This window comes from Verrucomicrobia bacterium CG1_02_43_26, assembly GCA_001872735.1.
Lineage (GTDB): Bacteria > Verrucomicrobiota > Verrucomicrobiia > Opitutales > CG1-02-43-26 > CG1-02-43-26.
The window spans coordinates 30,829-44,099 of the sequence record MNWT01000025.1; the positions used below are offsets into that span (position 1 = coordinate 30,829).

12 protein-coding genes and 1 pseudogene are annotated in these 13,271 nt (G+C 44.9%); 2 read left to right on the plus strand and 11 right to left on the minus strand.

Going from position 1 to position 13,271, the window contains the following annotated elements; all coding sequences use genetic code 11:
• Nucleotides 1-24 precede the first annotated feature (24 nt).
• The 5 genes from AUJ82_08625 to AUJ82_08645 form a co-directional block, all read right to left on the minus strand.
• The gene (locus tag AUJ82_08625; protein OIO58575.1) at nucleotides 25-576 is read right to left on the minus strand and encodes a hypothetical protein; all 552 of its coding nucleotides are present in this window, start codon (nucleotides 574-576) and stop codon (nucleotides 25-27) included.
• Nucleotides 569-1,405, minus strand: a complete 837-nt coding sequence (locus AUJ82_08630; GenBank protein OIO58576.1) for a hypothetical protein — start codon at nucleotides 1,403-1,405, stop codon at nucleotides 569-571. Before AUJ82_08630 ends, AUJ82_08625 begins: the two co-directional genes overlap by 8 nt.
• Nucleotides 1,406-1,415: 10 nt before the next feature.
• The gene (locus tag AUJ82_08635; GenBank protein ID OIO58577.1) at nucleotides 1,416-2,228 is read right to left on the minus strand and encodes a triose-phosphate isomerase; all 813 of its coding nucleotides are present in this window, start codon (nucleotides 2,226-2,228) and stop codon (nucleotides 1,416-1,418) included.
• Nucleotides 2,225-3,439, minus strand: coding sequence for a phosphoglycerate kinase (locus AUJ82_08640; GenBank protein ID OIO58586.1), 1,215 nt, complete (start codon nucleotides 3,437-3,439; stop codon nucleotides 2,225-2,227). The genes AUJ82_08635 and AUJ82_08640 overlap by 4 nt, the downstream gene beginning before the upstream one ends.
• Before the next feature lie 70 nt (nucleotides 3,440-3,509).
• Nucleotides 3,510-5,420, minus strand: coding sequence for a hypothetical protein (locus AUJ82_08645; protein ID OIO58578.1), 1,911 nt, complete (start codon nucleotides 5,418-5,420; stop codon nucleotides 3,510-3,512).
• Nucleotides 5,421-5,670: 250 nt separating this feature from the next.
• On the opposite strand from AUJ82_08645, the gene AUJ82_08650 reads away from it, so the two are divergent.
• Both AUJ82_08650 and AUJ82_08655 read left to right on the plus strand, forming a co-directional pair.
• Entirely contained in the window at nucleotides 5,671-6,351 is a 681-nt protein-coding gene (locus AUJ82_08650; protein ID OIO58587.1) for a glycosyl transferase, read from the plus strand.
• A 45-nt stretch (nucleotides 6,352-6,396) separates the two neighbouring features.
• Nucleotides 6,397-7,569 carry a hypothetical protein gene (locus AUJ82_08655; GenBank protein ID OIO58579.1) on the plus strand — a complete coding sequence of 391 codons (1,173 nt, stop codon included), beginning with the start codon at nucleotides 6,397-6,399 and terminating at the stop codon, nucleotides 7,567-7,569.
• Between the two features lie 15 nt (nucleotides 7,570-7,584).
• Here the strand turns inward: AUJ82_08655 and AUJ82_08660 are convergent, their stop codons facing one another.
• The 6 genes and pseudogenes from AUJ82_08660 to AUJ82_08685 all read right to left on the minus strand — a co-directional run bounded on the left by AUJ82_08660 (nucleotide 7,585) and on the right by AUJ82_08685 (nucleotide 13,271).
• Entirely contained in the window at nucleotides 7,585-8,619 is a 1,035-nt protein-coding gene (locus AUJ82_08660) for an ADP-glyceromanno-heptose 6-epimerase (GenBank protein OIO58580.1), read from the minus strand.
• Nucleotides 8,620-8,634: 15 nt separating this feature from the next.
• Nucleotides 8,635-9,432 (minus strand): pyrroline-5-carboxylate reductase, encoded by a 798-nt coding sequence (locus tag AUJ82_08665; GenBank protein OIO58581.1) that lies wholly within the window; start codon nucleotides 9,430-9,432, stop codon nucleotides 8,635-8,637.
• Nucleotides 9,429-10,535: a hypothetical protein gene (locus AUJ82_08670; protein OIO58582.1), complete on the minus strand. Its 1,107-nt coding sequence runs from the start codon at nucleotides 10,533-10,535 to the stop codon at nucleotides 9,429-9,431. Before AUJ82_08670 ends, AUJ82_08665 begins: the two co-directional genes overlap by 4 nt.
• Before the next feature lie 419 nt (nucleotides 10,536-10,954).
• The gene (locus AUJ82_08675; protein ID OIO58588.1) at nucleotides 10,955-11,794 is read right to left on the minus strand and encodes a hypothetical protein; all 840 of its coding nucleotides are present in this window, start codon (nucleotides 11,792-11,794) and stop codon (nucleotides 10,955-10,957) included.
• Between the two features lie 253 nt (nucleotides 11,795-12,047).
• The gene (locus AUJ82_08680) at nucleotides 12,048-12,662 is read right to left on the minus strand and encodes a hypothetical protein (GenBank protein ID OIO58583.1); all 615 of its coding nucleotides are present in this window, start codon (nucleotides 12,660-12,662) and stop codon (nucleotides 12,048-12,050) included.
• 201 nt (nucleotides 12,663-12,863) lie between these two features.
• Nucleotides 12,864-13,271: pseudogene (locus tag AUJ82_08685) on the minus strand (hypothetical protein).

Sequence of the window (13,271 nt, forward strand, 5' to 3'; positions counted from 1 at the left end):
TTCAGGACAACATTATCCGACTTTTTAAGCGTGAAGGCAAATATTTTTAGCCACTTCGTCCGCTTTTGCTTTGCCAGCCAGCTGCTCCAAAATGGCCAGGCCGAAGTCAACCGCTGTTCCGGGTCCTTGTGAGGTAATTACTTTACCATCGATGACAACTTTTTTATCAAAGGTTGCTTTCGGAAGTTCTTCTTTCACGGAAAAATGGCAGGTATGCTTCTTTCCTTCCAATAAACCGGCATCGTCTAAGACAAGTGGTCCGGCACAAATCGCTGCTACCCATCTGTCAGAGTGCGCTGTACCTTGCAGGAAATCAATCAAACTGGACGATTTCCTAAAGGTAGCCACTCCTGCCCCTCCTGGAATCATCACACAATCATAGACTTCATCCACAGCGTCACTTAAAGTGCAATCAGCCTCTATGAGCAATCCGTTTGCACCACGTGCTTTTCTGTGATCGGTCAGGGATGCTACCGTTACCGCCAAACCACCTCGGCGCAAAATATCGATCGGCGCCACGGCTTCTAATTCTTCTGTTCCATCTGTTATCACGACTAATACTGATTGTTCACTCATATCGTTTTTCTCTATTTAGTTGTTCTTTTTTGATTGTTTTCAGAAAGGAATTCACAGCTACCCAATAGCCTGCAGGGTCTTTTTCCACCAGGTTGTTGTGGCCCGCGCCGTTTACCCAAAATTTTCTCTTTGGGCGCAATGCTGCTTCATATAATTTCTCTCCATGCCAGAAGGGAACTACGCTATCTTCCGTTCCGTGTATCATGAGCATCGGCGCGTTGATCTCTTTTATTTTATCGATGTTGTTAAAATTATCCCAAAAGAGGAGCGGATAAACAGTTACCACTCGAAACGCGCTTACAAAAGCTCCTTCAAGGATCACGCCTCCTACATCATACTTCAAAGCCAATTCAACCGCTGGTCCACCACCTAAAGAACGCCCATACAATATAATGCGCTCGCCGGGAATCTTGAGCTCATTAATCGCGTATTCATAAACACTCTGTATTGATGCATAGGCGTTCTTCTCCGTAGGCTGCCCTGTACTGGTTCCGTATCCAGGATATTCATACGCAAGCATGGAATAGCCTTCTTGATTAAAAGCCGAAACCACATCTGAAATTGTCCCAAGGTCTTCTCTATTTCCGTGGCTATACAAAATCGTAAAATAAGGGTTCTGTACAGGAACATATTTTATGGAAATTTTTTCTCCCGAAGGGAGTGCTAGCTTACGAATACTCGCATCGTCCACATAGCTCGAGGTCGGTACGGGAAAAATCATCGCATTCGCGAAAAAATATGCGAATGCAATCAATCCCGCATATCCTAAAACCACAGCAAGCAACAAGATTCTATAAAATCTCAATAAACTTGCTACGATTTTCTTCATCAAAAGGGTATTAAAGCGCTGCGTCCACTGAGGAGTTCGTGCAGCGTTTTTCAGCGTTCTTGGCGCATTCTACAAGCTCTATAAAAGAACGTGCGTCTAATGCAGCTCCTCCAATCAAGCCGCCGTTAATATCGGGTTGCTCCAATAGGGCTGGTGCGTTGCTCGCTTTCATTGAGCCACCATATAGTATGGGTACTTTCTTGGCAATAGATGGGCTATATAGATCAGCAATCTTTTGCCTGATAGCCGCATGCACTTCTTGCGCCATCTCAGGTGTTGCCGTCACTCCTGTTCCAATCGCCCAAACGGGTTCATAAGCAATCATCAAGCGATCCATCTGCTTTTCGGAAATCCAGGCTAAGCCGCCTTCTAGCTGCTGGTGTATGACGTTTAGTGTTTGGTTATTATCGCGTTCTTCTCCTGTCTCACCCACGCATAGGATCGGCCGCATGTTAGATTCTAATGCCGCTTTTACTTTTTTATTAATAAAATCGTCCGTCTCGGCAAAATACTGGCGTCGCTCACTGTGCCCTAATATGACATATGAGACAAAGAAGTCTCTTAGCATTTCAGCCGATATCTCGCCTGTAAAAGCGCCTCTGGCTTCGTAATGCATATTTTGAGCGCCTAACGAAACATTTGAATTCTCCAATAACTTGCTCACCGAGGATAACGCGGTAAAGGGCGGGCATAGGACAACGTTCACCGTTGTCTCATCGTTATACTCCAAGACGATTTGCTCAGCCAGCGCTATCGCCTCGGCCGTATTCTTGTTCATCTTCCAGTTACCTGCGATCGTATATTTTATATTACTTTTTGTCATAATTTTACTAAATTTTTATTTAACGCAGCTACTCCGGGGAGTTCTTTACCTTCGAGCAACTCCAGGCTAGCTCCACCGCCGGTACTCATAAACGAAACTTTATCCGCGTATCCGCTTTCATTTATAGCTTTTACGGAATCACCTCCGCCTATAATAGAAACTGCGGACGCGTTTGCCGCTACTGCCTTAGCGATTTCTCGTGTCCCTTGCGCGCTTTTTTCAATTTCAAAAAGGCCCATAGGTCCGTTCCACAAAATCGTCTTCGCTTTTGCTATTTCCTCAGAAAAGGCTTTCACAGTCTTGGGTCCAATATCTATCCCTTCCCAGCCGTTCGGTATATTACTGATAATGTACTCCGTTGTGCCTAGTTTGCGTTCTTTAAAGTTAATATCGTCTGTTATTAAATTATCCAGGGGCAACAGCATACGTACTCCTTTTCTCTTTGCCTTATCCATGGCTTCTAAGGCGATATCTACTTTGTCTTGCTCTACCGGGCTATTGCCGACTTTTCGTCCTTCTGCCAACGCAAAGGTATACGCCATAGCGCCCCCAATCAACATACAGCTCGCTTTGTCTAAAAGCGCGTTAATCACGTTTATCTTATCACTGACCTTTGCCCCTCCTAGTATAACCACAAATGGTTTCTCCGGGTTATTTAACTCTCCGCCCAAGTAATCTAACTCCTTCGCCATCAGTTTTCCGGCAACGGCTATGGGTAAAAAATGGGTCACTCCAACGGTTGAGGCATGTGCGCGGTGCGCCGTCCCAAAGGCGTCATTCACATAGGCTTCCGCTAATTGCGCCAGTGCTTTGGAAAAGTGTTCATCATTAGCCTCTTCCTCTTTATGGAAACGCAGGTTTTCTAGAAGCGCAATATCACCGGCATGCATATCGTCTATCGTTTTCTTTGCCGCTTCTCCAATACACTCGTCAACAAAAGTGACGGGCCGTTTGATCAGTTTGGAGAGTTCCGCAGCCACGGGCTTTAATGAATATTTCATATTTCGCTCCCCTTTGGGTCGCCCTAAGTGACTACATAGAATCACTTTAGCTCCCTGATCCACCAGCTTTTGAATGGTCGGTAACGCTGCTACAATTCTTGTGTTATCGGCAACATTACCTTTCTCATCTAAAGGAACGTTAAAATCAACTCGCACAAGTACTTTTTTACCAGCGAGATCAACATCATCAATCGTTTTTACGTTGGGCATAATGCATTGTACCGCCAATTGGCCCCTCTTTTGAACAAAAAAAAGCCAAACCGGCAAAATAGTTACGTTTTCAAGCAAAGGTAAACTTCAAACCTATGCACAAAATTACACCATAAAACAGGGGTAGCAAGGCGGATACCGCCGTCCACCTTATGCTCTTTGTTTCTTTGTAAATCGTGTACAAAGTCGTGGAGCAAGGGTTATGGCTTAGGCTAAAAACCATCAAACACACAGCCGTCAGAGCAGTCCAACCGGCATTCTTTAGAAAACCGCGCAGGTTTTCTTGGTTAGTAAATTCAAATAGTACGCCGTTTTCGGGCACAATGCCTAGCTCTGGATTCAGCAATACGGTCAGCATCAAAATCGCAGGGATGACGAGTTCATTTGCCGGAATAGCAATAACATATGCTAGCAAAATAATCCCACTTAACCCCATCGCCGCGCCAAAGGGATTCAAGAAAGTAGCCACCATACCAGCTATCGGGTCTCCGCTCACCGTTATATGGACTAGTAGCCAGGTAACCGCCCCGGCTGGGAGCGCAAATAATATAGCTCTCAACAATACAAATAGCGTACGGTCTATCATCGAACGATAGATCACGCTCCCTATTTTTGGTCTTCTATAGGGAGGCAATTCCAGAACAAAAAAGGTGCTTTTTCCTTTTAAAACCGTTTTAGATAACATCATGCCGCTCAACAATGTTAAGAAAAGCCCGAGCGAAACAATGGCCAAAATAGCGCCCGCAGCCACAAAACTGGCTATTCCGGAGGGAAATAGCGCGCCTATAAAAATAGTCGCCAGCAATATCTGTAGGGGCCATCGCCCGTTACAAATAGCAAAATTGTTGGTAATAATTGCCAACAAGCGTTCTCGTGGAGATTCTATGATCCGTGCCGCTATCACGCCCGCGGCATTGCACCCATAGCCCATGGCCATCGTCAGTGCCTGTTTCCCGTTCCCACCGGCCTTTTTAAACAGCGCGTCCATGTTAAACGCCACGCGGGGCAAATATCCAAAGTCTTCTAATAGGGTAAATAATGGGAAAAAGATCAATATCGGGGGCAGCATCACCGCCACAACCCAGGCTGTGGAAAGATATAGTCCATCAACTAGAAAACTCCACAGGCCGCTCATAAAGCTGTTCTGAAAGCGAACGGCACTGAGTTTGCCATAAAGCACATCAATCAACCCATAATGCAGAAAGTCCGATGGGTAGTTTGCCCCTATTATTGTTATCCAAAACACGCCTGCTAAAATGACGAGCATGATGGGTATGCCCGTCCATTTAGAAGTCAGCCAACCGTCCAGCTTCTGCTGCCATAAAACTTTGCTCGATTGCGTTGTCTCTTCCCGCAAAACATATCTCCCCTGCAATTCCGCTGAAAATCGATACAAACATTCCAGATTATCCGTCTTATGATCTAAGGGTTCAAAATCAAATAACACCCCATCTGCTTCCAATAAACCTCCCAAAATCGCTCCTATAGTCCTTTTAAGCTCGGGAATACCTTTCTTTTCGCGTGCAATTAAGGGCAAAATAGGTACCCTAAGCTCGGTGCTCAATCCCCGAAAGTCAATCGTCACACCATGCTTCTCCGCTTCATCCATCAGGTTAACAACGGCCATAACGGGTTTCCCTTGTCTCAATGCCATCACTTGCGTCAGTAGATTCAAGCTTCTGCCGAGTCTCATAGGATCCATCACAACAATAGCCAAATCAATCTCTTCTTCTTTTAAATAACGTTCTGTAGCACTCTCATCTAGTGACGTAGATCGCAGGGTATACACTCCTGGCAAATCCACAATACGTACATCTTGGCCATTAAGGGAACACAGCCCAGCATAGCTCGAGGATGTCTTGCCTGGCCAATTCCCCGTATGTTGGCGCAAACCGGTCAATGTATTAAACAAAGTCGACTTCCCTACATTCGGCGCTCCTACTAACGCAACAACCCGCACACCGCTCTGTTTTACTAACACGGGGCAATTGCTACAATTATGTTCTAACACACCCTTCATATAATTAACTCACCATTCTATACTCCTCTCGTACATAAAAAAAGCCCAACTTTCATCAGGCTTGGATTCTAAAAAAAAGTGTGTAATAATGTTATTATACAAAATCGATTAAACCGTGAGAAGACATAAGGATACCCCTTTCCCAAACAGAACACCCGTTCATGATACCACTTCCCCTTTCCCCGAACCCGGAGAATACTGGGAGGGCGCTATGGGCGAAACCAAACTCGCACGCTGGCGAAAACACCTTTTCTTCAAACGCATAATCTGGCGCATCACCTTTGGCGGCGCGGAGACCATTAAGCGTTTGCTCGATATTATCATATCTGCTGCTGCCTTAATCGCTTCTACTCCTATCTTTATCATATTCTCTATTCTCATAAAACTCGAGGATCGCGGCCCCGTCTTCTTCAAACAACCTCGCGTCGGTAAGGGTGGCAAAATATTCCATATTTGGAAATTTCGCTCAATGATCATAAACGCTGAAAAACTACGGCAAGAATTAGATAAACACAACGTTCACAAACAAAGTCAAATAACCTTTAAAATGAAGGATGATCCGCGTATCACAAAAATCGGCAAATTCATTCGCAAGTATTCCGTCGATGAAATTCCCCAATTCATTAATGTTTTATTAGGGGACATGTCACTCGTAGGCCCACGTCCTCCCATACTCAGCGAAGTTACTGCCTATAAGGCTTCCCAGTTGAGACGTCTTCAGGTCAAACCTGGCATCACTTGTCTCTGGCAAATACAGGGACGTGGCAATATTGACTTCGAGGGCCAAGTGCGTCTAGACCTTCAATACATCTCTTCTCAAACCATCTGGACTGATATAAAGATTTTGATTAAAACCATCCCTGCCGTCTTATTCGGTCGTGGTTCCTATTGATTCCTATAGCTTTCTTTGCTATTGTACAAAACGTTACCTACTAGCATGGATACTCTTACCCTCACGCTCCCCGATTGGTCTCGGTTTGATACGCTCGTCAAATCAGAGCTTCCTTACGCCTTATGGCAGGTGGGAGACCAACCTCTCCTCTACCACTGGCTGGATTACGCCGTGAACCAAGGCGCCACAAGGGTTATTATTTTATGCTATGATCGTCCCGGTTTCGTCAAAGAGTATATGGAGAAGGCTACTCTCTGGCCTATTAAATTTCATATCAAATCTATTCCCGCAGACTACAGGGAAAAGGATAGTCTTTGGGTCGCCAGCTTGCCTTATTCAAAAAACCCAAATCCTACCATCAATAGCGAGTGGGATTTACTAGACCACTGGTTCTTCACTTATAAAGAATGGTTTGATTATGTTTTTAATGATGAAAAATCCGAGCTGGGCACTCTGGCAATCGGTCGCTTTTGCTCAATTCACCCAACGGCCAGACTGCGCATGCCGATCTGGATAGGCGACTACGTGTCCATCGGCCCGGGCTGCATCATCGGCCCCTATGCCAGCATTGGTGAGGGGAGCATCCTCGAGGGTCCCAGTTCTATAAAATACGCGGTCATCAGTCAGCAAACCTATCTAACGGGTAACACCGAACTCAACCACGCTTTCTTAATCGGTTGCATGTTGATTAATCTCAAATACAAAGCCTGTATTGAAAACATCGATCCTCGTATCGCTAACCCTTTAGAGCGAGCTAAGGACAAACCGATTCTTATCGAGCGTTTCGGTGCCTTATTCCTCTATTTCTTGTTCCGTTTCATGGCGCTTTTCGCCAAACGTAAGGAACGGCACGAATGGAAAGGCATCAATGGCCTTAATTATATCGAATACGATGGTTCCCTTTGGCTTGCTCGGCGTCACTGGCTAAAATACGTCTGGTTAGGAAAGATGCGTCTGGTTGGTATCTTGCCTAGAACGGAATCTCAACTGCTAGAGCTCCCCAAGGAATGGCATAATCTGATTTCTAAGATTCCGCCGGGTGTCTACGCTTACTCAGATTTGCACGGCTGTCACTCGGCTGAAAATGGTCAAGAACACATCCACGCCATTTATCAAGCTATCCAAGCAGCTAACTGGATCACTTGGCGTGTCTTAAGAAACATTTTCTCCATTTTCAGAAAAAAACACATCTCACAGAAGCACGCTAAAGACGAATAACTCTCCTCAGCCAGATTAATTAACCCCTGCCAGATTCGCAGTTATTAACTCATCTCCCAGCGGTTTTCCCGTCATGAGATAATTCTGTACATAATCACGCACCGCTTCTTCTAATGGGTAAATTTCTTTATCATAACCGGTTGCTCTCAGTTTACTGATGTCCGCACAGGTATAATACTGGTACTTGGAGCGCAGTGTCTCTGGCATGTCGATAAACTCAATGTTCATTTTTTTATTCAAGGCTTTGAAGATCGCGCTTGCAAGATCAAGCCAGGTATGAGCTTTTCCGGATCCCAGGTTAAAGAGACCGTTCGCTTTATTGTTTTCGGCAAGATGAATCGTCATCTCCACGGCATCTTTCACGTATAGAAAATCGCGCATCTGCTCCCCGTCTTTGTACTCGGGTAAATAGCTTTTAAAGAGTTTTATGATTCCTGTTTCTTCTATCTGGCCAAACGCTTTGTGCACTACGCTGCGCATATCTTCTTTATGCCCTTCGTTTGGTCCGTAAACATTAAAATATTTTAGCCCCACCATCTGGTTTAACATCTGGTGCTTCCACGCAAACAAATCAAACATATGCTTGGAATAACCATACATATTCAAGGGGCGTAGCTTGCTGATGTCTTCATCTCTATCGTCCATGCCTTGCGCGCCGTCCCCATAAGTCGCGGCTGAGGATGCATACACAAAGCGCGCCTTGTTTCCCATTGCCCAACTGGCCAAATTTTTTGTGTACTCGAAATTATTTTCGATCAAGTACCGGCAGTTCTTTTCCGTTGTGCTTGAACATGCCCCTAGGTGGAATACCGTAGTCACATCCCTAAAGAGATTGCCGGAGGCATGCGAAAGCATGGCCATAAACTGGTCTCCTTCTAAATAATCCCGATAGCGCAGGGGCACCAGGTTCTTAAATTTTTCATCGTGCCCAAGAAAATCGGTCACGTAAATATTTTCAATGCCGCGCTGGTTTAATGCCCATATCAGGGCGCTACCAATAAATCCCGCCCCGCCTGTTACGAGGACAGCTCCTTTTGTAATATCATGCATAATGAATGTGTCTTCTTACTTTTGCAAACGCTCAAGAGCAGATATCATGGTCTCTTCCATAATGTCCTGCAAGCCTCTTTCTCTCATTTTCTTGAGGGCTACTTCCGTACACCCACCCGCAGAGGTAACACTATCTCTTAACTGCTCCAGTGTCTTTCCGGATTGCGCTAACAACATACCTGTCCCTAACACAAGGTGATCCAGCGCGGGCAGTGCCATTTCAGGATCAAGCCCGAGTTTTTTAGCCGCTTTTATATACGAATCTAAAAACTCCATAAAGATGCCAGGTCCGCTACCGAATAATATTGTAAAGGAATCCATCTGTTCTTCTTTCACTTGTAGTGCTGTCCCACTGGGCATAACAATTCGTCTAAAGGGTTTTTGATCCACCGCTTTGGGTTCTTTCTCAAAGCAAAAGGTTGTTATACTGGCTCCTACTTCAGCTAGTATATTGGGCATAATGCGTATAATCCCTCTCGCGCTTGAGAAAAACTTAGCCAATTCTGCCAGGGTAACGCCTGCTAGCATAGAAACAAGTAGGTGATCTTTCACAAGTGGCGCTAGCTCTCCCGCCAGGCCTTCTAGATCTTTAGGTTTGCAGGCGAGTATGATGACATCCACTTTCTCTGCAAATTCTTCTAAATTTTTTGCGGTCTCTATCCCCGTCGCTTTCGCCAACATTCTTTCGCTTTCATGGTGCTTACTGATACAAACAATATCTTCCGGCTTATTCTCTTCGCTTGTAAGCATTCCTTTAACAAGGGCGCTTGCCATATTTCCAGCACCAATAATTCCAATTTTTTCTCTTTTCATAATGCTTCTTTGTTTAATGGTAATTTAATGGTAGCGCATGTGCCGCCTTCTTCTCGTGGATGAAGTTCCAGCGTCCCGCCTACGTTTTTGATAAAATGTTTTGCTAGTGTCAAACCGAGCCCACGGCCCACCCCTGCGTGCCTTGTCGAAAAGGGTTCGTATAAGGTGTCCAATAACTCCGTAGAGATACCTTTTCCCCAGTCGTTAATCTTTATCTGCGCAAACCCATCTTCTTGCTCTAAATCTATTTCTACTCTTCGGGCTTCATCAGCAACTTCGTCCCCATAGGACTCCCAGGCATTGATCAATAGGTTACTGATCGCGTTCTGCACCAGCTCCGGGCAGCTATTGATCATTACTCCGGCCGTTCCTTTACTATTAATAGGAATTTCCGTAGCGTTGGAGTGCTCTTCCATAAAATACTGTACGCCCATTTTTACCAATTTCGCCAACAGGATATCCGAAGTCATATAATTTTGCGTGATCGATATCGTCCGCAATTTATTCACAATCTCCACCATCCGGTGGATCGCTTCATCCATCTTTTCCATGTGGTAAATCGATTTCTCTTCTTGCGTATTTAAAATGCGCAAGAGGTCTAGGTGCCCTTTTATCCCGCCGAGCAAATTATTAATATTGTGCGCTATCCCTTCCGTAATAGAGCCAATGGCCACATTGCGGCGCGCTTCACCGAGTTCTTTTTGTAAATTAATATTCTCTTTATAAACCTTTTGTAGCTTTAACTGTGTCTTAATACGCGCCAGTGCTTCCTGGAATTCTATCGGTTTCGTAATATAGTCCACCGCGCCCACACTCAGGCCTTCAAGCTTGTGTTCTTTGGATTGTTTAGCCGTTATAAAAATAATTGGCGTAGTTGCCGTTTCTTCATGTGCCTGTAACTGTTTACAGATTTCCAGCCCATCACAGTCGGGCATCATTACATCCAATAGAATCAAGTTCGGTTTCAATTGAAGCGCTTTTTCCACACCGGCAGCGCCTGTCATAGCTGTCTCTACGGTAAACCCTTCAAACGTCAGGTATTTCTCTAATACCTGCAAGCTCACGGGTTCATCATCTACAACTAATATTAATGGGGGTTTCAAAGCTATGGGAATCTATTCCTGAGAATAACGTCTTTTTCCCAAATTTCAAACTTTTAGAAACGATTCTCGTTTTGGTGATGATCACAACTCAAATGTTTTTTCAAACAGGTGAACATCACCAAAACTATACTTAAATTCGTTACTTATTTTACTTGACTTTTCCGATTTGGCTAGCGTATAATCCTTTATTGCCAAAAAATGCTTGCAGCATGTCCCAATAAAGGATTATACGCTAGCTAAATAAAATTTCCTCCTTATCCCCACCTTACCGCTTCGAGATACGGGCGGTGTGCTCGTAACGAGAGGAGTCGCTAAACGTGTCCACCAAAGCCTTGGCGTAGGCCGGGCCGAATCGCCAATATCAAATCATTCGAGAGATAGCTATTACCCTCGTTTGATGAAAAAAGATCCCGCTCTTATCAGGAAACCGTCATTCCAATGTTGGACAAAATGCGCTCCAATTCTTCATGGCTCTTGTACTGTATCACAAGTTTACCTTTGCTTCCTTTGGCTTTCACTTCCACTTTCGTGGATAAAAATTTGGCAAGTTGTTGCTCAAGATCCCTAACTGCCGTCTCGTGTTGCACTTGGCGGTTTGTTTTAAAATCATTTCTTGAGGGAGATGTGCTTTTATAGGTCTTCACCGTTCGCTCAGCTTCCCGAACACTCATCCCTTGCTCAATAATTTTTCTCGCTAACAAAACACGGTGCTCGGATTCCGCTAAACTTAAGATCACTTTCGCGTGGCCGACAGATAGGATCCCTTTTCCCAAATACCCTTGTATCTCTTTGTCTAAATTAAGCAATCGTAACGCATTCGCCACAGAGGCACGTCCTTTACCGACACGTTCCGCTACCGCTTCTTGCGTTAAATTAAAATCATTCATCAGGCTGGCGTAACCGAAGGACTCATCTATCGGGTTCAGATCCTCCCGCTGTAAATTTTCAATCAATGCCATCACCGCCGTAGAGGCATCCCCTGCTTCAATAATACGGGCCGGTATACGCGGGAGTCGTAAATACTCAAACGCCCGCATGCGTCTCTCTCCTGCAATCAGGCTGTACTTGTCCCCTTGCTTGCGAACAATTATCGGCTGCAAAAGGCCTTCAGAACGTATACTCTCTGCGAGATCATGGATCGTTTCATCACTAAATGCTTTTCTAGGCTGGTACGGGTTACGCTCTATCAGGGAAAGCGATAACTCTAAAAAAATCTCCCGGGGCTCTTCTTGTTCCACAATAACCGTCTTTTCAATCATCTCGGGTGTCGAAATGGCTTTCTCTATAATCGCCTCTTCTACCTTAGGCGTACGTGAAGGCTTCTTCTTCGCTTGCTTCGGCTTGTTTATAGGAGCCTGCTTAACGGGCTTTTTCGCCACGGGAGGTCTCTTGGCAGCTTGTGCCTTCTTCTTGGTGTCTCCTTTAGTGGTCGCACCGGACATGCCTCCGGCGATTAAATTCCCTAAACCTCGTCCTAAACGACTTTTCGTTACCTTTTTAGATGCCATTGTATCAATTTTTTTGTGGTATAAAAATCTTCTCCCCAGAGCGTAAACCCCTCGGATTGCCTATTTCATTAGCGACCTGCAGCTCATTCACGTTCGAATTATACTTATCCGCTATCTTGGAAAGGGTATCGCCGGGCTGCACCGTATACTCAAAGCCTTCTTTTGCATAGGTCGCTGCCATTCCACCCTTACGGTCACTCTTTTTGGAAACTTGTTGAGATAGCCCGTCAATCGCAGCCTGCGTCTGTGCTGCCAACTTCTGTATCTGCTGGCTCACTTGCGTAATAATATCTTTTCGTTGGGCCTCGTTTAACGCCTTCCACTCCTTCTCCATCTCTTTAATCGTAACAACAAGCTTTTTCTGCTCATTTTGCACAAACACCAGGCTCCGCTTAAGCTCTGCTATATCTTTCTTTAAGGACTCGTTGTCTAAGCGCATTTGCCCCACACGGTAGCGTAGCTCTTCTACATCTTGCACCAACCCTGCCAACCGAGGGTCACTAGTTGCCTGGGTCTGCCGAACGGGCTGCTGGTAAAGCTCTGCACGGGCAAACTGTCCCAACGGAACAACATTTACGATAACTAATAATGTAATGGAAATAATGGTGCGCACGTGCAAAATTCTTGGTTCAATAATCTTACAAAGTATAGGTTTATATCCCTACCTGGGTCAACGCCATAATACAACACATATTATCCCCTTCTCTTCACTCAAAACAATCCATCTCAAGCGATTATCGGGTTACACAGACATAAAAAAACACCCCGCCTAACAACGTTAAAACGGGGTGCGACAAAATCGTTATCTTACACGATATATTTACAGATCCTTTTTATTCTCAACAGAACGTTCTTCTAGTTTCTTCATGCTCCTTTCTACTGGTGTCTCGCTACAGAAGTTAGTAATTACGAAAGTTATCACCGTGCCTAAGCCGCAACAAAGCCCCCCTAATATAAACGAAGCTCCTACTTGCTGTACCGGCAGCCCAAGTATAAAACCTACACTACCTGGAATTGCACCAACCTTTAGGCTTCTCGAAGTAAGACCTGTAACATGATCACCCACCTCACTCCATGTATTTTCACTGAGTAGCTCCGTAACATCTTTTTTCAGATTGATGACGCTCTGCGTGTCAGCATACTGACTATTCTTATTTGAATTTATTCCCTTCTCCAAAAGGTCCAATACCGTCAAAATATTAGCACGTGCTCGATCAGAGGTACTGAC